Origin of the sequence: Bradyrhizobium sp. HKCCYLR20261 (genome assembly GCF_051168435.1) — a bacterium.
Taxonomy (GTDB): Bacteria; Pseudomonadota; Alphaproteobacteria; order Rhizobiales; family Xanthobacteraceae; genus Bradyrhizobium.
In genome coordinates this window covers 432,462-457,871 of record NZ_JBNPUZ010000001.1, presented here as the reverse complement: position 1 = coordinate 457,871, position 25,410 = coordinate 432,462, and the positions used below count along the sequence as shown (strand labels likewise).

At 65.9% G+C, this 25,410-nt stretch carries 22 protein-coding genes; 13 read left to right on the top strand and 9 right to left on the bottom strand.

Annotation, left to right across the window (positions count from 1 at the left end; translation table 11 throughout):
- Positions 1–90: 90 nt before the first annotated feature.
- Genes ACQR1L_RS02110 through ACQR1L_RS02090 form a run of 5 tightly spaced genes read left to right on the top strand, consistent with a single transcriptional unit; the run spans position 91 to position 5,790 of the window.
- On the top strand, positions 91–1,884 hold the full coding sequence (locus tag ACQR1L_RS02110; protein WP_434856259.1) for a peptide ABC transporter substrate-binding protein: 1,794 nt from the start codon (positions 91–93) through the stop codon (positions 1,882–1,884).
- Positions 1,885–1,927: 43 nt separating this feature from the next.
- Positions 1,928–2,887, top strand: a complete 960-nt coding sequence (locus tag ACQR1L_RS02105; RefSeq protein ID WP_434856258.1) for an ABC transporter permease — start codon at positions 1,928–1,930, stop codon at positions 2,885–2,887.
- Positions 2,853–3,794, top strand: coding sequence for an ABC transporter permease (locus ACQR1L_RS02100; protein WP_434856257.1), 942 nt, complete (start codon positions 2,853–2,855; stop codon positions 3,792–3,794). The genes ACQR1L_RS02105 and ACQR1L_RS02100 overlap by 35 nt, the downstream gene beginning before the upstream one ends.
- Positions 3,794–4,792 (top strand): ABC transporter ATP-binding protein, encoded by a 999-nt coding sequence (locus ACQR1L_RS02095; RefSeq protein ID WP_434856256.1) that lies wholly within the window; start codon positions 3,794–3,796, stop codon positions 4,790–4,792. Before ACQR1L_RS02100 ends, ACQR1L_RS02095 begins: the two co-directional genes overlap by 1 nt.
- Positions 4,792–5,790: an ABC transporter ATP-binding protein gene (locus ACQR1L_RS02090; RefSeq protein WP_434856255.1), complete on the top strand. Its 999-nt coding sequence runs from the start codon at positions 4,792–4,794 to the stop codon at positions 5,788–5,790. Before ACQR1L_RS02095 ends, ACQR1L_RS02090 begins: the two co-directional genes overlap by 1 nt.
- Positions 5,791–6,002: 212 nt before the next feature.
- Here the strand turns inward: ACQR1L_RS02090 and ACQR1L_RS02085 are convergent, their stop codons facing one another.
- Both ACQR1L_RS02085 and ACQR1L_RS02080 read right to left on the bottom strand, forming a co-directional pair.
- On the bottom strand, positions 6,003–7,988 hold the full coding sequence (locus tag ACQR1L_RS02085; RefSeq protein ID WP_434856254.1) for a cache domain-containing protein: 1,986 nt from the start codon (positions 7,986–7,988) through the stop codon (positions 6,003–6,005).
- Positions 7,989–8,169: 181 nt separating this feature from the next.
- A complete protein-coding gene (locus tag ACQR1L_RS02080; protein ID WP_434856253.1) occupies positions 8,170–10,029 on the bottom strand; it encodes a feruloyl-CoA synthase in 1,860 nt (619 codons plus the stop codon).
- Positions 10,030–10,322: 293 nt separating this feature from the next.
- Here ACQR1L_RS02080 and ACQR1L_RS02075 point away from each other — a divergent pair, with 293 nt between their 5' ends.
- Positions 10,323–10,802, top strand: coding sequence for a MarR family winged helix-turn-helix transcriptional regulator (locus ACQR1L_RS02075; protein WP_434856252.1), 480 nt, complete (start codon positions 10,323–10,325; stop codon positions 10,800–10,802).
- Positions 10,803–10,983: 181 nt separating this feature from the next.
- Here ACQR1L_RS02075 and ACQR1L_RS02070 read toward each other — a convergent pair whose 3' ends face one another.
- Complete coding sequence (locus ACQR1L_RS02070; protein WP_434856251.1) at positions 10,984–13,860, bottom strand: EAL domain-containing protein; 2,877 nt, start codon at positions 13,858–13,860, stop codon at positions 10,984–10,986.
- Positions 13,861–14,027: 167 nt separating this feature from the next.
- Positions 14,028–15,026, bottom strand: coding sequence for an NAD(P)H-quinone oxidoreductase (locus ACQR1L_RS02065; RefSeq protein ID WP_434856250.1), 999 nt, complete (start codon positions 15,024–15,026; stop codon positions 14,028–14,030).
- Positions 15,027–15,110: 84 nt separating this feature from the next.
- On the opposite strand from ACQR1L_RS02065, the gene ACQR1L_RS02060 reads away from it, so the two are divergent.
- Positions 15,111–15,302 (top strand): DUF1192 domain-containing protein, encoded by a 192-nt coding sequence (locus ACQR1L_RS02060; RefSeq protein ID WP_434856249.1) that lies wholly within the window; start codon positions 15,111–15,113, stop codon positions 15,300–15,302.
- Positions 15,303–15,474: 172 nt separating this feature from the next.
- On the opposite strand, the gene ACQR1L_RS02055 is transcribed toward ACQR1L_RS02060, so the two are convergent.
- Positions 15,475–15,684: a hypothetical protein gene (locus tag ACQR1L_RS02055; protein WP_434856248.1), complete on the bottom strand. Its 210-nt coding sequence runs from the start codon at positions 15,682–15,684 to the stop codon at positions 15,475–15,477.
- Positions 15,685–15,889: 205 nt separating this feature from the next.
- On the opposite strand from ACQR1L_RS02055, the gene ACQR1L_RS02050 reads away from it, so the two are divergent.
- Positions 15,890–16,402 carry a DUF1465 family protein gene (locus ACQR1L_RS02050; protein ID WP_434856247.1) on the top strand — a complete coding sequence of 171 codons (513 nt, stop codon included), beginning with the start codon at positions 15,890–15,892 and terminating at the stop codon, positions 16,400–16,402.
- 146 nt (positions 16,403–16,548) lie between these two features.
- On the opposite strand, the gene rpmE is transcribed toward ACQR1L_RS02050, so the two are convergent.
- Positions 16,549–16,776: a 50S ribosomal protein L31 gene (gene rpmE, locus ACQR1L_RS02045; RefSeq protein WP_012046762.1), complete on the bottom strand. Its 228-nt coding sequence runs from the start codon at positions 16,774–16,776 to the stop codon at positions 16,549–16,551.
- Between the two features lie 222 nt (positions 16,777–16,998).
- On the opposite strand from rpmE, the gene ACQR1L_RS02040 reads away from it, so the two are divergent.
- A complete protein-coding gene (locus ACQR1L_RS02040) occupies positions 16,999–18,852 on the top strand; it encodes an ABC transporter ATP-binding protein/permease (protein ID WP_434856246.1) in 1,854 nt (617 codons plus the stop codon).
- A gap of 142 nt (positions 18,853–18,994) precedes the next feature.
- The gene (locus ACQR1L_RS02035) at positions 18,995–19,195 is read left to right on the top strand and encodes a hypothetical protein (protein WP_172110014.1); all 201 of its coding nucleotides are present in this window, start codon (positions 18,995–18,997) and stop codon (positions 19,193–19,195) included.
- A 191-nt stretch (positions 19,196–19,386) separates the two neighbouring features.
- Here the strand turns inward: ACQR1L_RS02035 and ACQR1L_RS02030 are convergent, their stop codons facing one another.
- The 3 genes from ACQR1L_RS02030 to ACQR1L_RS02020 are packed head-to-tail and all read right to left on the bottom strand — an operon-like array spanning position 19,387 to position 21,903.
- On the bottom strand, positions 19,387–19,845 hold the full coding sequence (locus ACQR1L_RS02030; protein WP_434856245.1) for a GNAT family N-acetyltransferase: 459 nt from the start codon (positions 19,843–19,845) through the stop codon (positions 19,387–19,389).
- Entirely contained in the window at positions 19,842–20,870 is a 1,029-nt protein-coding gene (locus tag ACQR1L_RS02025) for a peptidoglycan -binding protein (protein WP_434856244.1), read from the bottom strand. The genes ACQR1L_RS02030 and ACQR1L_RS02025 overlap by 4 nt, the downstream gene beginning before the upstream one ends.
- 43 nt (positions 20,871–20,913) lie before the next feature.
- Positions 20,914–21,903, bottom strand: coding sequence for a flagellar motor protein MotA (locus tag ACQR1L_RS02020; protein WP_434856243.1), 990 nt, complete (start codon positions 21,901–21,903; stop codon positions 20,914–20,916).
- Positions 21,904–22,087: 184 nt separating this feature from the next.
- On the opposite strand from ACQR1L_RS02020, the gene ACQR1L_RS02015 reads away from it, so the two are divergent.
- The 3 genes from ACQR1L_RS02015 (at position 22,088) to ACQR1L_RS02005 (ending at position 25,405) form a co-directional block, all read left to right on the top strand.
- The gene (locus ACQR1L_RS02015) at positions 22,088–22,900 is read left to right on the top strand and encodes a DUF1295 domain-containing protein (protein WP_434856242.1); all 813 of its coding nucleotides are present in this window, start codon (positions 22,088–22,090) and stop codon (positions 22,898–22,900) included.
- 12 nt (positions 22,901–22,912) lie between these two features.
- On the top strand, positions 22,913–23,941 hold the full coding sequence (locus ACQR1L_RS02010; protein WP_434856241.1) for an SAM-dependent methyltransferase: 1,029 nt from the start codon (positions 22,913–22,915) through the stop codon (positions 23,939–23,941).
- 270 nt (positions 23,942–24,211) lie between these two features.
- The gene (locus ACQR1L_RS02005; RefSeq protein WP_434856240.1) at positions 24,212–25,405 is read left to right on the top strand and encodes an efflux RND transporter periplasmic adaptor subunit; all 1,194 of its coding nucleotides are present in this window, start codon (positions 24,212–24,214) and stop codon (positions 25,403–25,405) included.
- Positions 25,406–25,410: the final 5 nt, after the last annotated feature.

The following is a 25,410-nucleotide window of genomic DNA, read 5'->3' as shown; positions in this document are numbered from 1 at the left end:
TCGAAGGCTGATCCAATTTTGTGCAGCTCCGCGCCGATGCATCGCGGGGCGCGTTTTTTTGGGCATCAGCACCAGCTTGGAGCCGATTGAATGAACGAGCGTGACCTCCGTAACCAGATCGCTGATGTCAAAGCGGGACGCCTGTCGCGGCGCGAATTTGTGCAGCGGATGATTGCCGTGGGGCTGACCGCGCCGATGGCCGGCGCCATGCTCTCCTATTCCGGCATCGCGGTGGCCGCCGACGCCATTCCCTACAAGCCGACCAAGGCCGGCGGCGGCGGTCCGCTCAAGCTTCTGCTGTGGCAGGCGCCGACCCTGCTCAATCCGCATTTCGCCATCGGCACCAAGGACCAGGAGGCCTGCCGCCTGTTCTACGAGCCGCTGGCGGGCTGGGACAAGGAAGGCAATCTCGTTCCGATTCTGGCGGCCGAAATCCCGAGCAAGGAGAACGGCGGTCTTGCCGCGGACGGCCTGTCCGTCACCTGGAAGCTGAAGCCTGGCGTGAAGTGGCACGACGGCAAGCCGTTCACGGCCGACGACGTGATCTTCAACTGGGAATACGCCAACAATCCCGAGACCTCGGCGGTCTCGATCGGCAGCTACAAGAACATCAAGGCGATCGAGAAGATCGACGACCTCACGGTGAAGCTGATCTTCCCGCAGCCGACTCCGTTCTGGGCCGACGGCTTCGTGGCGTCGTTCGGCTGCATCATTCCCAAGCACCATTTTGCGGACTACATCGGCAGCAAGTCGCGCGAGGCGCCGGCGAACCTGAAGCCGATCGGCACCGGCCCCTATATGTTCGTGGACTTCAAGCCGGGCGACACCGTCGCCGGCAAGCGCTTCCCGGACTATCACGTTCCGACGCAGCCTTATTTCGACACGGTCGAGATCAAGGGCGGCGGCGACGCGGTGTCGGCGGCGCGCGCGGTGCTGCAGACCGGCGAGTATGACTACGCCTACAATCTGCAGGTCGAGGACGAGATCCTTCAGAAGCTCGAGGCCGGCGGCCAGGGCAAGGCCGATCTCACGCTGACGGGCCACATCGAATATATCGGCCTCAACGTCACCGATCCCAACACCGAGGTGGACGGCGAGCGCGCCAGTCTCAAGACCAAGCACCCGCTGTTCTCCGATCCCGAGGTGCGCAAGGCGCTCAACCTGCTGATCGACCGCGCCTCGGTGCAGAAGTTCATCTATGGCCGCGCCGGCGTCGCGACGCCGAACTTCCTCAATAATCCCGAGCGCTTCCGCTCGAAGAACAATACGTTCGAGTTCTCGATCGAGAAGGCCAACCAGATCCTCGACGCCGCCGGCTGGAAGAAGGGCTCCTCCGGCATTCGTGAGAAGGACGGCAAGCCGCTCAAATTCGTGTTCCAGACCTCGATCAACGGCCCGCGCCAGAAGAACCAGGCGATCATCAAGCAGGCCTGTCAGAAGGCCGGCATCGATGTCGAGCTGAAGTCGGTCGTGGCCTCCGTGTTCTTCTCCTCTGATGTCGCCAACCCCGACACCTACTCGCATTTCTACTGCGACATGCAGATGTACCAGACGACGATGCCGCAGGCCGATCCGCAGTTCTTCATGAACCAGTTCACCTCGTGGGAGTGCGCCACCAAGGAGAACAAGTGGCAGGGCCGCAACGTCTGCCGCTGGCAGAACAAGGACTATGACGAGACCTACAAGCTGGCCCAGAGCGAGCTGGATCCCGTCAAGCGCGCCGCGCACTTCATCAAGCTCAACGACCTCGTCGTGCGCGACAACTACGTGCTGCCGGAGATCAACCGGCTCAACGTCATCGGCGTCAAGAACGGCATGGTGCTGTACAAGAGCGGCTGGGACAACGACCTCGCGTTCATCGCGACCTGGCATCGGGCGAGCTGACGCGCGGCCCGCATGACCAGCCAGACATCGTAGGGGTGGAGCGATGGGAAACTACCTTCTCAGGCGCCTCATCGTCGCTTTGCCGAGCCTGCTCGGCATCAGCCTCATCCTGTTCGTGCTGCTCGCGCTGGCGCCGGGCGACCCGTTCGGCGAGCTCGCGAGCAATCCGAACGTGCCGCCCGAGGTGCGCGAGGCCTTGCGCATCAAGTTCGGGATGAACGATCCCGTGCTGGTGCGCTACGTGCGCTGGCTGCTCGCCATGTTCCAGGGCGATTGGGGCTTCTCCTTCGCCAGCCGTGTCAATGTCGACACCCTGATCCTCCAGCGGATTCCGACCACGCTCTATGTGGTCGGCACCGCGCAGATCCTCGCGCTCGCGGTGGCGCTGCCGGTCGGCGTGCTGGCGGCGCGACGGCCCTATTCGATCTTCGACCAGATCGCCAACACCTTCGCCTTCATCGGTTTCTCGCTGCCGACCTTCTTCACCGGCCTGCTGCTGATCCTGATCTTCAGCGTCAATCTCGGCTGGCTGCCGTTCGTCTATCGCGCCGATCTGCAGGCCACGGGATGGCAATGGTGGTGGGAGAGCATCAAGCAGGCGATCATGCCGATCACGGTGCTCGGCCTCTATCAGGCGGCGTCCTACACCCGCTATGTCCGCTCGGCCGTGCTCGACGTGATCAAGCTCGACTACGTCACGACCGCGCGCTCCAAGGGCCTCGACGAGCGCAAGGTCATCGTCAAGCACGTCGTGCGCAACGCGCTGATCCCGGTGGTCACGCTGGTGGCGCTGCAGATGCCGACGGTGTTCGGCGGAGCCATCGTCACCGAGCAGATCTTCCGCATTCCCGGCATCGGCTCGCTCCTGATCAGCGCGATCCTTGCGAATGATACGCCGGTCATCATGGCCGTGACCTTCGTGTTCGCCTGCCTCGTCGTCCTCTTCAACCTCATCGCAGACATCCTGTATGGCTGGCTTGACCCACGCATCTCCTTCCGTTGAGACGGCGCCGGTCGCCGCATCGCCCAAACGGCGGTTCTCGCCGGGCCGCGACGCGCTCCGCCGCTTCCTCCGTCACCGCCTCGCGGCGGCCAGCATTGTCGTGCTGCTGCTGCTCGCGCTGTCGATCGTGCTCGGCCCGTTCCTGTGGCGGATTCCGATCAACGAGATCGATTTCACCGCGCGCCTCGCACCGCCGTCCTGGGAGCATCCGTTCGGCACAGACGATCTCGGCCAGGATCTCCTGGCGCGCATGATCTATGGCGGCCGCATCTCGCTCGCCGTCGGCTTCGCGGCGATGGGCGTGGCGCTGCTGGTCGGCATCGTCGTCGGCGCACTCGCCGGCACCGCGAAGGGGCCGGTTGATGCCGCGCTGATGTGGCTGACAGACCTGTTCCTGTCGCTGCCGCAACTGCCGCTGCTGCTGCTGATCATCTATCTGTTCCGCGACTTCCTCAAAGGCTGGCTTGGCCCTGAAGGCGGCGTGTTCGTGCTGATCGTGCTCGTCATCGGCGGCTTCCGCTGGATGCCGGTGGCGCGCCTGGTACGCGCGCAGTTTCTGTCGCTGCGCGAGAAGGAGTTCGTCGAGGCGGCGCGCGCGCTCGGCGCGTCGAATCTGCGTCTCATCGTCCGCCACATCCTGCCGAACGCGCTCGGGCCGGTGATCGTGGCCGGCACGATCGACGTGGCCGCCGCGATCATCGCGGAATCGACCTTGTCGTTCCTCGGCCTCGGCTTCCCGCCGGACATTCCGACCTGGGGCCGGCTGCTGTTCGACGCCAAGGATTATCTCGACATCGCGCCGCATTGGGCGCTGTTCGCCGGCGGCGCGATCTTCCTCACGGTCATCGCGATCAACTTCATCGGCGACGGCCTGCGCGATGCGCTCGATCCGCGGAAGGTGATGTGATGGATGCTCGTGTCACGCCCCTCCTTGAGATCAAGGGGCTCAAGACCTATTTCAACTCCGACGAAGGTCAGGTTCAGGCCGTCGACGGCGTCGACATCACCATCAATCGCGGTGAGACCTTGTGCGTCGTCGGCGAGTCCGGCTCCGGCAAGACCGTCACCGCGATGTCGGTGCTGAAGCTGATCGCGATGCCGCCCGGCCGCATCGCCGGCGGTCAGATACTGTGGCAGGGGCGGGACCTCGTCCCGCTGCCGACCTCCGAGCTCAATCGCATCCGTGCCAGCGAGATCGCGATCGTGTTCCAGGAGCCGATGACCTCGCTCAACCCGGTTTACACGGTCGGTGACCAGATCGCCGAGGTGATCCGGCTGCATCAGGGGCTCTCGAAGAAGGCGGCGATGGACCGTGCGGCGGAGATGCTGGCGCTGGTGCAGATTCCCAATCCGCAGCGCCGCGTGCACGACTATCCGCATCATTTCTCCGGCGGCATGCGCCAGCGCGTGATGATCGCGATGGCGCTGTCGTGCAATCCAAAACTCCTGATCGCCGACGAGCCGACCACCGCGCTCGACGTGACGATCCAGGCGCAGATCCTCGACCTGCTGCTCGACATGAAGGAGCGGCTCGGCATGTCGATCATGCTGATCACGCACGCCATGGGCGTCGTGGCCGAGGTCGCCGAGCGCGTGGTCGTGATGTATGCGGGCCGCGTGGCCGAGGAGGCGCCGGTCGACAGGCTGTTCGCAAATCCCCGCCATCCCTACACCCAGGGCTTGATCCGTTCGATCCCGCGCATCGATCTCGCGGCGGTCAAGAAGAGCCGGCTGGAGAGCATTCCCGGCAGCGTGCCGAAGCTGGTTAATCCGCCGCAAGGCTGCCGCTTCGCCTCGCGCTGCCGCTTCGTCATCCCCGAGTGCAAGCTTGCGCAGCCGCCGCTGCGCGAGATCGAGCCCGGCCACAAGGTGGCGTGTATCCGCGCCGAAGAGACGTTGTCGTGATGACCGAAGCTGTCACTGCTCCCGTTGCCGCATCGGCGCCGCTGCTCACGGTGCGCAACCTGACCAAGGCGTTCCCGATCAAGGGCGGGCTCTTGAAACGCCAGATCGGCAGCGTCCGCGCGGTCGACGGCGTCAACTTCCATATCGAGCCGAGCGAGACATTCGGCCTGGTCGGCGAATCCGGCTGCGGCAAGTCGACCACGGGCCGCTGCGTGCTCAGGTTGATCGAGCCGAGCTCGGGCGAGTTGACCTTCGAGGGCAAGGACGTGATCTCGCTCTCGGGCGAGAGCCTGCGGGCGCTGCGCCGCGACATCCAGATCATCTTCCAGGACCCTTACGCCTCGCTCAACCCGCGCATGACCATCGGCGCCATCATCGGCGAAGCGCTGACGATCCACGGGCTGGCGTCCTCGCGCCAGCAATACGAAGAGCGCATCGTTCATCTGCTGGAGACCGTCGGCCTGCAGGCCGATCACATGACGCGCTATCCGCACGAATTCTCCGGCGGCCAGCGCCAGCGCATCGGCATCGCGCGCGCCATCGCGGTCGAGCCGAAGCTGATCATCTGCGACGAGCCGGTGTCGGCGCTCGACGTCTCGATCCAGGCCCAGGTCATCAATCTGCTCGAGGATTTGCAGCAGAAGTTCGGCATCGCCTATCTGTTCGTCGCGCACGACCTCTCGGTCGTCGAGCACATCAGCCGCCGTGTCGCCGTGATGTATCTCGGCCGCATCGTCGAGACCGCGCCGTCACGCCAGCTCTATTCGACGCCGAAGCATCCCTACACCGAGGCGCTGCTGTCGGCGGTCCCGATCCCCGACCCGAGCGTGAAGCGCAAGCGCGTCCGTTTGAAGGGCGAGGTGCCGAGCCCGATCAATCCGCCGTCCGGCTGCCACTTCCATACCCGCTGCCCGATCGCCAAGGACGTCTGCAGCAAGGAAGTACCGCCGCTCAAGGCCAGCGACGAGGGCCATCTCGTCGCCTGCCATTTTCGCTAACTGCGGGACGAAGCGCGCCACGGGTTTCGCATGCTCTTTCCACGCCGTCGTGGCCGGGCTTGTCCCGGCCATCCACGTCGGCCGGCATGCTGAGAACGACGTGGATGCCCGGGACAAGCCCGGGCATGACGGGGTAACTAACTGGCAGGACCGCTCGTTGGGAGAGCTCCGCATCTCAAACGCGATCGCGTTGCCTGTTGAGTCTCCGCGGATCACGCCGCCTGGCGTTCGGAAATGATGCCCGTCAGGCGCGCCGACTGCTCGGCGTTGAGCGTGAACTGCACCAGCGCGGTGCGATCGCCGACGCGGGTCACCGTGCCCGGCAGATCCGACACCATGCCCGTGATCGCAAGCGTCACCGGCGTGTTGACCGACAGCCGCACCGGGATCTGCTCGAGCAGCGCGCCGCCGAGCGACAGGTTCCGCACTGTGATGCCGATCGCCTCGCCATTCACCTGAAGCGTGCCGGGACGGTTGATGTTGAGCCGCGTCGACAGGCGGCGGTCGACATCGGAGGTCGAGGTCCGGATCACCCGGACCAGCTCGGTGCGGAGGCGCTGGACCTTTTCGGCGACGGTGCTCGATCCGTCGCGAATGTCGGTCGAACGACGGCCGGCTTCGCTGGCTTCGCGCGAGACCTCGGCGATCTGGCTGGCCACCTCGCGGGCCGCCGCCGAGGTCTCCTCGACGGTGCGCGAGATCTCCATGGTCACGCTGTTCTGCGCCTGGATCGCGTCGGCGATCCCGGACGACACCGCCTCGACGTTGCGGATGACCTCACCGATCGCGCCGATCGAGGTCACCGACGCGCGTGTCGACTCCTGGATCTCGGCGATCTGCTGCGCGATCTCGCTGGTGGCCTTTGCGGTCTGCTCGGCGAGCGACTTCACTTCGGAGGCGACCACCGCGAAGCCACGGCCGGCGTCACCGGCGCGCGCCGCTTCGATCGTCGCGTTCAGCGCGAGCAGGTTGGTCTGCCCCGCGATCTCGCTGATCAGGCTGGTGACGGCTCCCACCTTGTCGGCGGCTTCCGACAGTTTGGCGATCGTCGCCTGCGCCTCGGACGATGTCGCGACCGCCTTGCGGGTCAGCTCACGCGAGGAACTGACCTGGGCCGAGATCTGCGAGATCGAGGCCGCGAGTTGCGAGGACGCCTTGGCGACGGTCTGCGTGGTCGCGAGCGCCTGTTCGGCGGCAGCGGCGACGCTGCTCGAATTGCGCTCCAGCGTCAGCGCGCTATCCGTCATCGATTTCGCGTTCTTGGCCATGTGGCCGGTGCCGTCGGCAACCTCGCCGACCGCCGTGCTCGCCGCCTGCTCGACCGCTTCGGCCATTTCCTGCAGCGCCTTGCTCTTGACGCGCTCGGCGACTTGGCGCTGCTCGTCCTCGAGCATCGCGGTCTGCCGTGCCTTTTCCTCCGTCTTCAGCCGGAACTGTTCGATCGAACGCGCCATGTCGCCGAGCTCATCGCTGCGATTGAGGCCCGGCAGCTTGATATCGAAATTGCCGTGACCCAGCTCGTTCAACGCAGCGCCCATCGAGGCCAATGCCGCGGACATCCGGCGGGCGATGATCAGCGTGATCGACCCGATGACCAGCATCACCAGCAAGGCCGTGATGAAGACGCCGCGCTTGCTCTCCCACATCTGAGCTTCGAGATCGTCGACATAGACACCGGTGCCGATGATCCAGCCCCACGGCTCGAAGCCGGCGACATAGGACATCTTCGGCTGCGGCGCGTCCTTGCCGGGCTTCGGCCACATGTAGTCGACGACGCCGGCGCCCTGGCGCTTGACGACATCGACCATCTCCATGAACAGCCGCTTGCCGGTCGGATCCTTGTTGTCGGCAAGGCTCTGCCCGTTCAGCTCCGGCTTGATCGGATGCATGACCATCTTCGGAGCCATGTCGTTGATCCAGAAGTAGTCGCCGCTGCCGTAGCGCAGCTTGCCGATCCGCTCCGCCGCCTTTTTCTGCGCGAGCTCGGGCGCCACCTTGTCGCGCGCGATCGCATCATGTTCCTCGCGGGCGATGCTGAGGGCCGTCTGCGTCAGATGGACCAGCTCGCTCTGCCGCTGCTCCTTCAGGGAGCTTTCGAGATTCTGCGTCTGCGTGGCCGCGAGCCCGAGGAGTCCACAAAAGGACAGGCCGATGATCGCGTAGATGCGAAGCGCAAGAGAGAAACGCGGCTGAGCCATGGAGATACCGGGGCGCGAGAGGAGGGCTGATTGCGAACGACTTTAAGGAATCGCGGTTGATGCCCGGTTAAGTGCGCATGGTAGCATCATGCCGAATGGAGGTTGTCCGGCACGTAGTTCTACGGAATTTCAGGCCGACCCGACGGGTTGCTGGATGGATGCGTGATGCGGCCCCGTTCTATCAATTGCGCGTTGGCCTGATGACTTCGGGCGCGGCGTCGTCCTGCAGCCTTGCCACGAGATGAGCGCGGCGCGTCAGCACGGCGCGCTGATTGATATAACCCTTGTCGGTGATCTCGCCGGCATCGAGCGAGGGTGGTTCGGCCATCAGCAGCGCACGCGCGGCGTAGCGTGACGAGCCGACTGCCTCGGCGCGTAGTTTGGCAAGCCCCTGTGCGACGGCCTCGCGCACCGACGCGTGTCCCAGGATGTCGCCGGCTGTCGCGCTGTCTGTAAGGCCGGCGTGGGTACGACAGGCGGCGATGTTGGGCACGATCAGGAAATGGACTTCGTCGGTGCCGTGTCCGGCGATGACGATGTCCTGCGCCAGCGGCGCCAGTGCCGCGATGCCGGCGACACGCAGCGCGCCGACATTGACCCAGGTGCCGGAGCTGAGCTTGAAATCCTCGGTGATGCGGCCGTCGAAGAACAGGCCGCGCTCGGGGTGATCGGGATCGGCGAGCTTCACGGCATCGCCGATCTTGTAGAAGCCCTCTTCGTCGAAGGCGGCGGCGGTGATGTCCGGCGCCTTCCAATAGCCCGGCATGACGTTCGATCCGCGTATGCGCACCTCGAGCTTCTCGCCCGCTGGCACCAGCTTGAGCTCCGTGCCGGGGATCGGCACGCCGATATTGCCAGCGCGCTCGGCGAAGAAGTGGCAGTCGGTCGCCAGCGGCGAGGTCTCGGTGGCGCCCCAGGCCGAGACCAGCGGGGCGGGACGGCCGATCGTGGCCCGGCTCATCTCGTTGAGCGCGTCCCAAAGATTCTGCGGCAGCGCCGCCGCGGCATAGAGGATGCAGCGCACGCCCGAGAAGAATTTCTGCCGCAGCGTGTCGTCCGCCCTGAGCGCCGTGACCAGCATGTCGAAGCCGCGCGGAACGTTGAAGTAGATCGTCGGCACGATACTGCGCAGATTCGCAAGCGAGGTCTCGAACAGGCCGGGCGCGGGCTTGCCGCCGTCGATGTAGATCGAGCCGCCGTGGGCGAGCACCAGGTTGAAGTTGTGGTTGGCGCCGAAGGTGTGGCTCCAGGGCAGCCAGTCGACGATGACAGGGCCGCCTTCGACCTCGCGCAGAAAGGTCCAGAGCTGGCCCTTGGCCTGCTGGCTCATCGTCAGCATCCGATGCGTGTTGATCACGGCTTTGGGCTGTCCGGTCGAACCCGAGGTGAACAGCAGCTTTGCGATCGTGTCGGGCGTCACCGCGGCAAAGGCGCTCTCCACCTCGGGGCCCGGCTTCGTCGCAAGCACGCTCTGCAACGCGACAGCGCTCGTCCCGCCGCCGTCGCCGGCGATGATCGTCGCGTGATGCAGGCCCTCGATGGCCGCCAGCGCCCGGGCAAACGGCTCGCGCTGCGCGACGAAGATGGCGCCGGGATCGAGCAGCCGGATCATCGCGCGCAGCTTCTCGTGATCCGTCGACATCAGCGAATAGGCCGGCGAGATCGCGCAGACGGGAATGCCGACATGCTGCGCGGCGAGCGCCAGCACGGCATGCGCGATGCTGTTGTCGGAGAGGATCGCGAGCGGACGGTCGGGGCCGAGCCCCTGCGTCAGCATCCAGGACGCGGCCGCGCGCACCTGCGCGAGCGTCTCGCCATAGGTGATCCAGGTCCAGCTGTCGCCGCGGCGCTCGGCCAGGAAGGTGCGGTCGGGATAATGGCGGCCCCAATGCTCCAGCCACTCGCCGGTGCAGCGCACCGTCGGCAGCAGCGGCATGCGCGAGCGCAGGATGATCGCGCCGTCGTCGCGTTTCAACGCCTCGATCGATGGCGCCGCGAACATCGCCGGTGCGGCGGCGCGGCGCGCTTCGGCTTCAGCCATGGCGCACCTCCGCGCGGTGGTCGGTCATCCATGGAGAGCGCGCGACGGCAAGGGGAGATGCGGCGCGGCCCCTGCCGCGATCAGCTGCATTGCGCCGCCGCATTGCCGTCGCAATGCAGGCAGCCGTCGCCATCGATGCCGGCATGACCGTTCCCCTCCCATCTGTATTTGTTGGACGCGAGACTAACAGAATAGTTGTGGTTTGCAATTATTGTGGATGTGACCAATTGCGGCGGCTTGTGCGCAAGAGTGCAGCGGTCTACGCAGGAATGCCCCATGTCAGCGAGCCCCTGATGTCCAAGAGCGCGAGTGCCGGAGCGCACAAAGATGGAGCCAGGCAGGACGCCGAAATCCGTCTCGGTGAGCTCGAGAAACATCTCGGCTATTTCGTCCGCCGCCTGCAGCACTGGATCTTCCGCGACGTCAATGCCGCGCTGGCGGCAATCGACCTCGATGTCATCGGCTATTCGATCCTGGAGACGATCGCCGCCAACCGAGGCGCCACGCAGATCGCGATCGCGGGGGCGCTCGGTATCGAGCGCGCGCGCATGGTCGGGCTGCTCGACGGCCTGCAGCGGGCCGGACTGATCGTGCGCGAGCGCGCCGAGCACGACCGCCGGGCCCACGCGCTCGGCCTGACGCCGCACGGCCGCATGATGCTGAAGAAGGCCAATGCGGCCGTTGCCGCGCATGAGAAGCGGGTGGCGCGGCGGCTCGGCGCGGAGAACTACCGCCGCGCGCTCGCGGCGCTGTCGCGGTTCGAATCCGACTAGACTCGTCGCGGATGGCACTGCCGTGAGCCTCCTGTCGCACCAGGACGCATCGGCCACACGCAGCCGGCACGCGAACGCGGTACTGCGGTAAGTCTACCTCAAGCAATCGAAAAGAAAAGATACATCCTGGGGATGTCGGGCGGCCGGACCTGTCTCGCGCCGGCCGCGGCCGATGAGCGGATCAGCTCGCCGCTTCCAGCCGCTCTTCCGTCAGCAGCCGCATGGCGGCGTCGGCGTCCATCGGCTCGCCGAAGGCGTAGCCCTGGGCGTATTCGCAACCGAGCTGGTAGAGCTCGACGGCATCGGAGTCCGACTCCGCGCCTTCCGCCACGACGTCCATGCCGAGATCGTGCGCCAGCGCGATGATCGACTTCAGAATCACCGGCCGAGTGCCGCGCGCGGTGGTGCGGACGAAGGACTGGTCGATCTTCAAGGTGTCGAACGGGAAACGCTGCAGATAGGCGAGCGACGAGTGGCCGGTGCCGAAATCGTCGATCGAGAGGCCGACGCCGAGCTCGCGGATGCGCGCCAGCATCTGCGCGGCGTGCTCGGGGTTCTCCATCACCAGTGACTCCGTCAGCTCGATCTTGAGCGAGCCGCGCGCCACCGATGAGCGCGCCAGCACCGAGCGGATGTCGTGGATCAGGTCGTGGCGGAGCAGCTGGCGCGACGAGACGTTGACGCTGGCAAAAATCGGTTCGCGCAGCCGCGTCGCGCGCTGCCATACCGAGAGCTGCCGCGCGGTCTGGTCGAGCACGAAGGTGCCGAGATCGACGATCAGGCCGATCTCCTCGGCGATGGTGATGAACTCGATCGGCGACATCCGGCCGAGCTTCGGATGATCCCAGCGCGCCAAAGCCTCGAAGCCGGCGATCGAGCGATCCTCGAGCCGCACGATCGGCTGGTAGAGGATCGTGATCTCCTGGCGCTCGATCGAACGGCGCAGCTCGCTCTCGAGCGTCAGCCGGTCGTTCTTGCGCGCGCGCATCGCCGGCTTGTAGACGTCGATGCGGTCGCCGCCGATGCGCTTGGAGTGATACATCGCAAGCTCGGCATCCTTGATGATGTCCTCCGACAGTTGCGTCTGTGGATCGGACAGAGCGAGCCCGATCGACGCCGTCAGGAAGATCTCGCGCTCGTTGAAGGCGATCGGCGCGCGGATGGTCTTGCGGATGGTCTCGGCGAAGGCGGTGATGCGGGCGGGGTCCTGCTCCGACAGCAGGATCAGGCCGAACTGATCGCCGGCGAGCCGCGCCAGCGTGTCCTGGGGCTTGAGGATGCGCGACAGCCGCCGCGCCAAGGTCAGCAGGATGGAGTCGCCGACCGCGATGCCGACGGAATCGTTGACCTGCTTGAAGCGGTCGAGATCGATCACCATCAGGGTCGGCCGCAGGGTCGGCATCGTCTTGGCGAAATTGGCCACCGCGGCGAGACGGTCGATGAACAGCTTGCGGTTGGGCAGGCCGGTCAGATTGTCATGCACGCTGTCGTGGAGCAGGCGCTCCTCGGCATTCTTGAACTCGGTCACATCGGTGAGGGTGCCGACGACGCGCGACACCTCGCCGTCGGAGCCGACCACCGGGCGCGCCTTCAGCGCGAACCACATGAAATGCCCATCGGGCGTGCGCAGGCGAAAATCCTGGACGAGGCGGCCGCGGCGCTGGTCGAGCACGCTGTCGAGCGCGGCGCGGAAGCGGTCCTGGTCGAGCGGATGCAGCACCTCGAGCCATTTCGCGGCGGGCCCTTCGAGCGTACCGCGCTTCAGCCCGAGCAGGCTCTCGGTCTCCGGGCTGGTGAACACCTTGTCGGCGGAGACGTCCCAGTCCCAGATCAAATCGCCGGAACCGGCCAGCGCCAGCGCGCGGCGCTCGACGTCGGAGACGATGCCGGTGGTGGCGCCGCCGCCGGCGAAGGCGTGCTGCATCACGGTGAAGCCGATCAGCATCACGATGAGCACGAGGCCGCCGAGCAAAGCGGGGCCGACGATGTCGTTTGTGACCTGGCCCGCGACCGTCATGCCGGCGGCCGCAACCCAGACCGTCAGCAGGAACCAGGTCGGGATCAGCAGCACCGCGCGATCGAAGCCGTGGCTGGAGAGATAGACGATCAGCGCGAAGCCGAGCACGGCGATCAGGAGCAGCGACATCCGCGCGATGCCCGAGGCCACCGCCGGATCGAACAGCGCGACCGCGACCAGCGACCCTAAGAAGAACAGCCAGCCCAGCGTGATGTGCGAGTAGCGAACGTGCCAGCGCGAGAGGTTCAAATAGGCGAACAAAAACACCAGCAAGGTCGCGGCGAGGATCGCCTCGCCGGCCGCGCGCCACACGCGCTCGGCATTGTTCGACATGTCCAGGACCTTGCCCCAGAAGCCGAAGTCGACGCCGATATACACCAGCACCGCCCAGGCCAGCGCCGCGGCGGCCGGAAACATGATGCTGCCCTTGACCACGAACAGGATCGTGAGCACGAGGGCGAGAAGGCCGGAGATGCCGATCACGATGCCCTGGTACAAGGTGAACGAGTTCACCTTGTCCTTGTAGGCCTCGGGCTCCCACAGATAGAGCTGCGGCAGCTTGTCGGTGCGTAATTCGGCCACGAAGGTGACGACCGAGCCGGGATCGAGCGTGACGCGGAAGACGTCGGCGGTCGGGCTCTCCTGCCGCTCCGGCAGGTCGCCGATCGAGGGCGTGATGGTGGCGATGCGCGACAGGCCGAGATCAGGCCAGAACACGCCGGAGCCGACCACGCGGTAATGCGGCGCCACGATCAGGCGGTCGAGCTGGTCGTCGGTATTGTTGGCGAGCGCGAACACGATCCAGTGCTGGCCGCCCTCGCGGGCGCGCACCTCGATGCGGCGGACGATGCCGTCGGTACCCGGCGCGGTCGAGACCTGGATGCGGTCGTTTTCGCTGCGCTGATGATCGAGGATGCCGGTGAGGTCGATGGCAGGCGCGTCGCTGCGAACGCTGACGGCGTCAACGGCCCGCGCGGCGGTAACGGCACCACACATCACGAGACCCAGCGCCAGTGACGCAAGGCACCTGATCAGACGCAATGTCAAATCTCCGCGTTCGACACCAACTCAGAGCGCAACAAGCCAATTCGAAAGACGTCGTCGCAGGCGAATGGAGCCGTTCCAGGCACGGTTCAGATGTGCGCGATCATTGGCACGAAAGCGAGGAAAATCAAAGAGTTTCCAAACACGCTCTGTTTAGACCGCGCCTAGATTTCCAACACAATTTTGCCAATATGTTGGCTCGTCTCCATGCGTGCATGCGCTTTTGCTGCATCCACCAGTGGAAAGGTCGAGTCCATCAGCGGCTTGATGCGGCCTTCACGCAGGAACGGCATCACCTTGGCCTCGATCGCGGCCACCATTGCCGCCTTATCGGCATTGCTGCGCGGCCGCAGGGTCGAGCCGGTGTGGGTGAGACGTTTCACCATCAACTTGACGAAGTTGACGGTCGCCTTGGGACTGCCCAGGAAGGCGATCTGCACGATCCGGCCATCGGTCGCGGCCACGTCGTAGTTGCGCTCGATGTAGTCGCCGCCGACCATATCGAGGATGACGTTGGCGCCCTTGCCACCGGTGGCTTCCTTCACCACGGCGACGAAGTCTTCCGTCTTGTAGTTGATGGCGCGGTCGGCGCCGAGCTTGACGCAGGCGTCCGCCTTGTCCTGCGAGCCGACGGTGACCAGCACCTTGGCGCCGAACGCCTTGGCGAGCTGGATCGCCATCGTGCCGATGCCGGAGGAGCCGCCATGCACGAGCAGGGTCTCGCCGTCCTTCAGGGCGCCGCGCTCGAACACGTTGTGCCAGACCGTCATCAGGGTCTCGGGCAGGGCTCCGGCCTCCAGAATCGACAGCGCGGGTGGTACCGCCATGGCCTGAGCGTCCTGCGCGATGCAATATTCAGCGTAGCCGCCGCCGGCGACCAGCGACATCACGGTGTCGCCGAGCTTGTGCCGGACAGCGCCTTCGCCGAGCGCCACGACTTCGCCGGCGACCTCCAGGCCCGGCAGGTCGCTGGCACCGGGCGGCGGCGGGTAGCTGCCGGAGCGCTGCGCGACGTCGGGCCGGTTCACACCTGCGGCTTTGACCTTGATCAGGATCTCGCCGGGGCCGGGCTTCGGAACCGGCCGCGTCTCCGGCTTCAGCACCTCGGGTCCGCCGGGCTGGCTGATGGCGACCACGGTCATTTGCGCAGGCAGCTGTTCCATGAGAAATCCTCGGAAGGCGATGAAGCGTGTGCTGCGGCGTGCTTAAGCCAGCCGGGGCATGGCTGGCAACCGGGAGAGGACCAGATGGCAAATGACGATGACGACCGGCCGAAAAAGGCCGTTTCGCACGAGATCGGGCAGGATCTGTCGATGCTCTCGGTCGAGGAGCTGACCAGCCGGGTGGCGCTGCTGCGCGGGGAGATCGAACGGATCGAGCAGGCGGTCGCCAGGAAGCGTGCCTCGCGCGACGCAGCCGCCAGCATCTTCAAATCGTAAGGCAGTCGCCACGTAGAAACACGGTCGGCCAGTGGCCGACATGGCTAACGAAGTTTGAAAAATTTTCGCCATTTACGGTTGATTAAGCTTTCGGGTTTACAACCGGAACTGTCCTCGTTTGGACACCGAGTGGCTCCTGTCCACTCTGTTTGACGCCTCCCTGTTATCAACTTCAAAGCCGCCGGCAACGGCGGCTCTTTTTTTGCGCGCTCGCGATCGGCCCGTCGCGGATGCTCGGCCGGCGCGCCTGGAACGATGCCCAGACGCCGTGCTTGAAGAACGTCGCTTGCGCGAGCAGCGGCAGGACCGAGCTAACAATCCTGTGCAGCGCAATGTGGATGATGAGGATCGTCCGGTTACCGCAAACTATTGCCGCGATCATGTCTGCTAATAGCGCAAGCGCAGCAAATCGGCCTGATCAGCCGCATCACAGCTGCAAGTGGTACGAGGGCACGGCATGTCCCACGCCGTGGAAACCATAAACGGCGTTGCTGCTGGACTCTCGAAAGCGGCCGCGCAATGATTTGTTCATCATACCGGCGCGGTTGCCGGATTGCGTAACCAGTCGCGTTTAAGAGGCGTTAACCATGTCGGACCGTTTGCTGGGCGATGGCGCTCTTGTTCAGTTCAATGAGCGGCTCACCAACTCAGCTGCATTCGGCGCGCTGTTCCGGGAAGGCATGGATCTGGTCGAGGAGACCGCTGCCTATCTCGACGGTGACGGCCGCAACGAGGCCAAGGCGCTCGACCGCGCCGTCAGCCTGACCTACGCGACGGAGAGCATGCGGCTCACCACGCGGCTGATGCAACTCGCTTCATGGCTGCTTCTTCACCGCGCGGTGAAGGAGGGCGAGATGACCCTGAGCCAGGCCAACCGCGAAAAGACCAAGGTCAAGCTGACCGCCGCCGATCCGGGCCCGGACGATATGCTGGAGAAGCTGCCGCAGCAGCTGCAGGACCTGATCGCTCGCTCGATGAGCCTGCAGACCCGGGTCCGCCGCCTGGACTCGACCATCCATTCGCCGCCGCCGGACCAGAGCGCGATCGGCAATCCGCTGGTGCCGCATCTGAACCGGCTGAAGGCCGCTTTCGAGCAGTAAGCCCGGCTCCGGGCGGCTTGGTCGATCCGGGCCGCTCCTCCCGATCCGCCAGCGGACCAGAAACAAAAACGCCCCCGTTTCCGGGGGCGTTTTGCTGTCTGCCATCCGTCGGGCGGGGGCCAAAGGCCGGCGCCACGGCGCAAGGATCAATCCTTCTTGAGGAAGCCCTGGAACTTCTTCTGGAAGCGCGAGACGCGGCCGCCGCGGTCCATGATCTGCTGGGTGCCGCCGGTCCAGGCCGGGTGCGACTTCGGGTCGATGTCGAGGTTGAGCTTGTCGCCCTCTTTGCCCCAGGTCGAGCGGGTCTGGTACTCGGTGCCGTCGGTCATCACGACCGTAATCGTATGATAATTCGGGTGAATGTCGGCTTTCATGGCTTCATCCTAGGGCAATGCGAAGACATGACCTCGCGCGGCCGCGCCTGATCCTGTCGTCACTGAAGGGGGACAATTGGCGCGCTCTATAGCCCAAGGTCCCGCCCAAAACAAGCCAAGCTCATGGATGAGCACCTTGGTACGTTTCCGGATTTGCAAACTCCGGCCCGGAAGGCCTATCTGGACGAAGAACCGGTATTTGGAAGAATTCTCAGGTGGCCCATGAGCGCAGTGGAACGGCTTGACGAACGGCATAATGCTGCCGGGCAGGATCCGGTCGGAGATGCCGTCGCGGCCGTCGAGGCGCTGGCCGAACCGGCAAGCCCGGTCCGTCGCTCCAAGCTGCGACCGCTGCTCGCGCTCGCCCCCTATATCATGCGCTATCGGGGCCGCGCCGTGCTGGCGCTGATCGCGCTGACGGTTGCCGCGCTGACCACGCTCCTGGTGCCGGTCGCCGTCCGCCGTATGATCGACTTCGGGTTCACGCCGAAGGGCATCGAGCTGATCAACAGCTACTTCAGCGTCATGATCGCTGTGGTGGCCGTGCTCGCGGTGGCGAGTGCCGCCCGCTACTACCTCGTGATGACGATCGGCGAGCGCATCGTCGCCGACATCCGCCGGGACGTGTTCGCGCATCTGATGTCGCTGTCGCCGTCCTTCTTCGATTCCGCGCGCTCCGGCGAGCTGGTCTCGCGCCTGACGGCCGACACCACGCAGATCAAATCGGCGGCCGGCGCGTCGGTGTCGATCGCGCTGCGCAATCTGCTGCTGTTTCTCGGTGCGACCGGGATGATGGTGTTCACCAGCCCGAAATTGTCACTGTTCGTGCTGCTGGCGATCCCGCTGATCGTGCTGCCGCTGGTCGCTTTCGGCCGCTGGGTGCGTCGGCTGTCGCGCAACGCGCAGGACACGCTCGCCGATGCCTCGGCCTATGCCTCGGAGCTGGTCGGCGCGATCAGGACGGTGCAGGCCTATACCAGCGAGAAGCTCGCGGCGGGGCGTTTCGGCGGTGAGGTCGAGCAGGCCTATGAGGCCGCCCGCGTCTCGACCCAGGCGCGCGGCGTGCTGACCGCGATCATCATCTTCATCGTGTTCTCCAGCGTCGTCGCGATCCTCTGGGTCGGCTCGCACGACGTGCTGACCGGCAATATCAGCGCCGGCCGGCTCGGCCAGTTCGTGCTGTACGCGGCGTTCGCTGCCGCCGGCCTCGGCCAGCTCTCGGAAGTCTGGGGCGAGGTTTCCGCCGCTTCGGGCGCGGCCGAGCGCCTGTTCGAGTTGCTGCACGTGCAGCCCGAGATCAAGCCGCCGGCGCGCCCGCTCGCGCTGCCGGAGCCGGCGCGCGGCGACATCGGCTTCGACCATGTCAGTTTCGCCTATCCGAGCCGTCCCGACGTCCGCGTGCTCGAGGAGGTCTCGTTCTCCATCCGCGCCGGCGAGAAGGTCGCGATCGTCGGTCCGTCCGGCGCCGGCAAGAGCACGCTGTTTCATCTGCTGCTGCGGTTCTACGATCCGGCCTCGGGCTCGATCTCCGTCGACGGTGTGCCGGTGCGCGCCGCCGACCCGCGCAAGGTGCGCGAGCGCATGGCGCTGGTGCCGCAGGAGTCCGTCGTGTTCGCGGCGAGCGCGCGCGAGAACATCCGCTTCGGCCGGCCCGAGGCGAGCGACGCCGAGGTCGAGCGCGCCGCCGATCTGGCTCATGCCAGCGAGTTCATCCGCCGCCTGCCGGAAGGCTTCGACACCCCGCTCGGCGAACGTGGCGTGACGCTGTCGGGCGGCCAGCGTCAGCGTATCGCGATCGCGCGCGCGATCCTGCGCGATGCGCCGCTGCTGCTGCTGGACGAGGCGACCTCGGCACTCGACGCCGAAAGCGAGACCCTGGTGCAGACCGCGCTCGAAGGCCTGATGAAGGACCGCACCACGCTGGTGATCGCGCATCGCCTCGCGACCGTCCTGTCCTGCGATCGCATCCTGGTCATGGACCGCGGCCGCATCGTCGAGCAGGGCACGCATACGTCGCTGGTGGCGGCGAACGGACTCTACGCGCGTCTGGCGCGGCTGCAATTCGAGGGCGTGTAGTTTCGGCCACATTGTGGGCGGCCGGCAACACTGCGAATTTGCGTCGCAGACCCTGCAACTTTTCTTCGGCCTTGTACGTTCCCTGCGCGAAACTTCACGGCGCCATTCATGCTGTGGCGCCTACCGCACAGGATGAATGACCATGCCCTATCGCCGCGGCAGCTTTGCCCTCACGCCCCCGTCGTTCGTGATCTTCGCCATCGCACTGGTGCTCGCGCTCGTCGCGATGCTCGCGCACTACATGCACGCCTCGGTGCCGCTGCTGTCGGCAGCCCACGCCTTCGACGCGCTCGCGATCGCGTTCGTGGTGCTGACGGTGGGCGTGCTGTTTCGGGGCGTGTAGTTGCCGGTAGCTGCACTCTCGGTGTCGTCCCGGCGAACGCCGGGACCCATCACCCCGGTCGAATTGTTTGGTAGGAGAACCTCGCCACATCGTTCTCCGCAACAACTCTGCTGCGGAGTATGGGTCCCGGATCTGCCCTCGCTACGCTCGGTTGTCCGGGACGACAGCTGTGGGTGTTGCTGCGTCCCGGGCTAACGAGCCTCCGGCGTCCACGCCATGCACAGTACGGGCCGGCCGGAGGTCGGATTAACGTCCTCCCCGGCCTCGACGAAGCCGCTGCGCTTGTAGAAGCGGATGGCGCGGGTGTTGTCCTTGTTCACCAGCAGGGTGATTCCGCCAGGGGATCGCTGCTTGGCGGCGTCAACAAGCTGCGTCGCCAGCGGCGAGCCCCAATGCTGCGGTGACACCACGAGCTGATCCAGATATCCCATCGCGTCGATCGTGACGAAGCCGGCGAGCGTGCCCGCCGCCTCGGCGACGATCACCTCGGCCTTCGGCACCAGCTCGCTCCGCCAGCGCTCGCGCCACCACGGCACCCGCGCGGCGAAGTCGATCGCGGGGTAGGCGAGCTGCCACGTCTGCTGCCACAGCGCGATCGCCGCGTCCTCGTCCTCGGCGCGATAAGCCCGCAGGGTGAAGCTCGACGTCACCGCTCCGTCAGCTTCAGTTCGATGCGGCGGTTGCGGCGGAAGGCATCCTCGGTGTTCGCCGCATCCAGCGGCTGGAATTCGGCGAAGCCGGCGGCGACGAGGCGCTGGGCGGGGACGCCGAGCGAGATCATATATTGCACCACGGAGATCGCGCGCGCCGAGGACAGCTCCCAGTTCGACTTGAACACCGGGCTGTTAATCGGCCTGACGTCGGTGTGACCGTCGACGCGCAGCACCCAGGAGATCTCGGCGGGGATCTGCTTGTCGAGATCGATCAGCGCCGTCGCCACCGAGTTCAGCTCCTGCTGGCCCTCGGGCAAGAGCGTTGCCTGTCCGGTGTCGAAGAACACCTCGGACTGGAACACGAAGCGGTCGCCGACGACGCGGATATCGGGACGGTTGCCGAGGATGGCGCGCAGCCGGCCGAAGAACTCGGAACGGTAGCGCGTCAGCTCCTGCACGCGCTGCGCCAGCGCGACGTTGAGCCGCGAGCCGAGATCGGCGATGCGGTTCTGCGATTCCTTGTCGCGCTTCTCGGAGGCGTCGAGTGCGTCCTCCAGCGCGGCGAGCTGGCGGCGCAGCGCGCTGATCTGCTGGTTCAGCACCTCGATCTGCGCCAGCGCCCGCGCCGTGACCTGCTTCTCGGAGTCGAGCGCGCGGTTGAGCTCGTTGGCGCGGCCGGTCGCATTGCTGCCTGCGTTGGCAAGGCCGTCGTACAGGCTCTTGACCCGGTCGCGCTCGGCCTCGGCGCTGGACAGCCCGGCGCGCAGCTGTGCGACCTGGTCGTCCAGCGACAGCTTGCCGAGCTTCTCCAGCGAGAGCATCTCGTTGAGCTGGGCGATCTTGGCGTTGAGCTGCTCCAGGGCCTTGTCCTTGCCGGTGACCTCCTGCGACAGGAAGAACTGCACCACCAGGAAGACGGTCAGCAGGAACACGATCGACAGCACGAGCGTCGACAGCGCGTCGACGAAGCCCGGCCAGTAGTTCAGGCCGGAGTCGCCCCGGCGGGTACGGGCAAGCGCCATTCAGCGTCTCCTCAAGTCACTCGAAGCCAGCGCGGCGGACGCGCTAGCTCTTCTCCGTCTGCCGGGCCAGCCGCTCCAAGAGCCGCTTGATCTCGCGGTTCTGCTCGCCCTGGCCGTCGGCCCATTCGCGGATCATCTGCTGCTCGGTGCGCATATGCGCGACCAGGCCCTGGATCGCCTCGGCGAGGTTGGCCATGGCGGCGGTGGCGCCGCGGTTGGAGCCTTCCTCCATCGCCGTGCGCAGCCGCTCGATCGCCACCGAGAGGTCGGCGCCGGTGTCGCCGGTGCCGCCATATTCCCGCACCGTGCCGGCGAGCCAGTCCTCCAGGTCGGTATAGAATCGGTTCTGCGCCTGGCTGGACTGCAAATCGAGGAAGCCCAGGATCAGCGATCCGGCGAGGCCGAACAGCGAGGACGAGAACGAAATGCCCATGCCGCTGAGCGGCGCGGCGAGGCCGCCCTTCAGCGTGTCGAACAGCGCGCCGGCATCGCCGCCGACCTTGAGCCCGTCAATGACCTTGCCGACCGAGCCCACGGTCTCGATCAGGCCCCAGAAGGTGCCGAGCAGGCCGAGAAACACCAGCAGTCCGGTCATGTAGCGGGAGATGTCGCGGGCCTCGTCGAGGCGGGTGGCGATGGAGTCGAGCAGATGCCGCATGGTCTGCTGCGAGATCGACATCCGCCCGGTGCGCTCGCGGCCGAGGATGGCGGCCATGGGGGCCAGCAGGGTCGGGTGGCGGTGCACCGCCAGGCCGGGATCGGCAATGCGGAAATTATTCACCCAGGAGACTTCCGGATAGAGCCGGATCACCTGGCGGAACGCCAGGATGACGCCGATCAGCAGCACCGCTCCGATCAGCGCGTTCAGCCCGGGATTGGCGAAGAACGCCATGATGATCTGCTTGTAGAGCACGACGCCGACCAGGGCGCACAGCACCAGGAAGACCAGCATCCGCACCAGGAAGATCCGGGGCGTGGACAGTTTGGTCGGTTCGACGTCCATCGCGGAGCGGGAAGGGGAGCCTTGAGGCATTGTCGATGACATCCGTTGCGGGGGGACCGGTCCCGAAAATCCACTATGGCACAGCAGCGGCGGGAGAAAAGCCGCGATCGGCGCAATCCCCGTCCCCTGCGCGGAACTTTGGCTGAAACCGGCGGGCGTCCGCGGCGTAGTTAGTCCCGTGGTTCATATCTAGCGGGAACGCCCTGGCTTTGTCATGACCGTCGTTGATTATCTGCTGGCGCTCCTGGCCATGGCCGTGGCGATGTCGGTGCTGATGAGCCTGGCCTGGGTGGTGCAGCAGCGCACCGGGAATTCCGGCTGGGTTGACACGATCTGGACATTTTCCGTCGGATTGGTGGGCGCCGTCGGCGCCATCTGGCCGGCGGGCGGGGCGACACCCCACGCGCGGCAATGGCTGGTCGCGATCCTGGTGGCGGTCTGGTCGCTGCGGCTGGGTGGCCATGTCGCGGTGCGCAGCCGCGGCATCACCGACGATCCGCGCTACGCGGAGTTCGCCCGGCAATGGGGCGAGGCGGCGCCGCGGCGGATGTTCGTGTTCCTGCAGCAGCAGGCCTGGGGCGCGATTCCCCTGGTGTTCGCGATGTTCGTCGCCGCCCATGCCCCGGCCCCCGAGCTGCGCTTGCAAGACTATCTCGGCATCCTCGTGCTGTTCACCGGCATCGCCGGCGAGGGGCTGGCCGACGCCCAATTGAAGGCGTTCCGCACCGATCCGGCCAACAAGGGCAAGGTCTGCGATGCCGGCCTGTGGCGCTGGTCGCGCCATCCCAACTACTTTTTCGAGTGGGTGTGCTGGCTCGCTTACCCCGTCATTGCGTTGTCACCTGACAACCCCTGGGGGCTCGCCAGCCTGCTGGCCCCGCTGCTGATGTACTACATCCTGGTCCACGTCACCGGCATCCCGCCGCTGGAGGAACAGATGCTGCGCTCGCGCGGCGACCGCTACCGGGCCTATCAGGCGCGCACCAGCGCCTTCTTTCCTCTCCCGCCGAACCCCGCCGGCAAGTAACGGAGCCACCGCATGAGCTTCATCTCGACCATCATCGGCGCTGCCGAGCGCGTGCCGCTCCCCGACGCCGTGATCCGCGCCGCGATCTACGAACTCTGCGCGCGCACGGCCACACGGCTCGCAGGGCCGCAGGCGATGGGCGATGCGGAGTTCGCCCGCCTGCTGACGACGCGCCCGGTCGCCGAGCATACGGATGCGGCGAATGCCCAGCACTACGAGGTGCCGGCGGCGTTCTTCGCCCGCGTGCTCGGTCCCAACCGCAAATACTCCTGCTGCTTCTACAAGGAGCCGGTCTCAACTCTCCAGGAGGCCGAGGAGGAGGCGCTGCGGCAGACGGTGGCCAATGCCGATCTGCAGGACGGCCAGAGCATTCTCGAGCTCGGCTGCGGCTGGGGCTCGCTGTCGCTGTTCATGGCCCGCCAGTTCCCGCATGCGAAGATCACGGCGGTGTCGAACTCGCACTCGCAGCGCCGCGCGATCGAGGAGATGGCGCAGGCTCGCGGTCTGCTCAATCTGCGCGTCATCACCGCCGACATGAACCAATTCGCGCCCGACGGGCGCTTCGACCGTGTCGTCTCGGTCGAGATGTTCGAGCACATGATGAACTGGCGCGAGCTGCTGTCGCGGGTCAGGTCATGGCTGGTTCCGGACGGTCGGCTGTTCATGCACATCTTTACCCATCGCTCCGGCTCCTATCTGTTCGATCGCAACGATCGCGAGGATTGGATCGCACAGCACTTCTTCACCGGCGGCATCATGCCGAGCCACACCTTGATCCGGCAGTTCGACGATCTGTTCGCGGTCGAGAAGGAGTGGTGCTGGAGCGGCACGCATTATCAGCGCACGGCCAGGGACTGGCTCGCCAATTTCGACGCCGACCGCGATCGCATCTTCGAGGTGCTGCAGCCGGTCTATGGCGACGACACCGCCTTGTGGATGCGCCGCTGGCGCTGGTTCTTTCTCGCTACCGCGGGCCTGTTCGGTCACGACGAAGGCCGCGAATGGGGCATCAGCCATTACCGCCTGCAGCCGGTGACCTGATCCGGGAACCAGCGGCCCCCGCGCGGGATTCGCGTTTCGCTGTGCGGAACCTGTGGAACTCTCACGCCACAATGCGCTCACAATTGAGTGAGTCGTCAAAACACGTAGTTAATCAGTCCCTTAGTGGATGTGACATACAGCCGCCCGACTGCTGCATTGCGTCGCAGCAGCGCGCTTTTATGGTGCGGCCACGCTCGGCACCAGAATGGCGCCATCACCCGGTCATCCGGTCGACTGTTTTCAAACATGATCGAGGGGGCACCACCGTCCATGTCTCGTTTTCGCGCGCCGCTGCTCGGCACTGCATTGATCCTCGTCGCGGCCATGCCGCTCGCCGGCTGCAACGAAACCACGCCCGCTCAGGCGTCCACCAACGAACAGGTCACCGTTCCCGACGTCGGCATCATCACCGTTGAGCAGAAGGCGCGCGCGATCGTGCGCGAGCTGCCGGGCCGCATCGCGCCGACCCGCGTCTCCGACGTGCGGCCGCGCGTCTCCGGCATCATCGTCGAGCGGCTGTTCCGCCAGGGCAGCGAGGTCAAGGCCGGCGATCCGCTGTATCGCCTCGATCAAAAGCCGTTCGAGGTCGAGATCATGTCGAGCCGCGCCGCGCTCGCCAAGGCCGAGGCGGTGCACGAGCGCGCGGTGCAGCAGGCCAACCGCATCGCGCAGCTGTTCAAGGAGCGCGCCGCGCCCGCGGTCGAGAACGAGAAGGCGATTTCTTCGGAACGCGAGGCCGCGGCCGACATCGAAGCGCGCAAGGCGGATCTCGCCCGCGCCCAGCTCAATCTCGACTACGCGACCGTCCGCGCGCCGATCGACGGCATCGTCGGCGCGGCCCAACTCAGCGAGGGTGCGATTGCCGTTCAGAACGAGACCTCGCTGGTGACAATCCAGCAGCTCGATCCGATCTATGCCGACTTCACCCAGTCGGTCAGCGAGCTCAACCGCCTGCGCCGCGCCTTCGAGTCCGGCGATCTCGACCAGATCGCGCCCGACGCGATCAAAGTGAGGCTCGTGCTCGACGACGGCACACCGTATTCGATCCCCGGCAAGCTGCTGTTCTCCGATGCCAAGGTCGATGCCGCGACCGGGCAGGTGACCTTGCGCGGCGAGTTCGCCAATCCCAAGCGCGAGCTGTTGCCGGGCATGTATGTCCGCGTCCGCATCGAGCAGGGCATCGACAGCGATTCCGTCGGCGTGCCGCAGCAGGCGGTGCAGCGCAACGCTGCCGGCGGCTCCGAGGTCTACGTCATTCGCGACGACAACCGTGCGATCGCGCGTCCGATCCGCACCGGCCCGGTGCAGGACGGCCTGGTGTTGATCACCGACGGCCTGCGTGCCGGCGACAAGGTCGTGGTCGACGGCTTCCAGAAGTTCGCAGCCGGCGACAAGGTCGCACCACAGGCCTGGACAGAGGTCAGCACGGCGACGCAGCTCGAAACCAAATCAGCGTCGCGGTAAGTCCC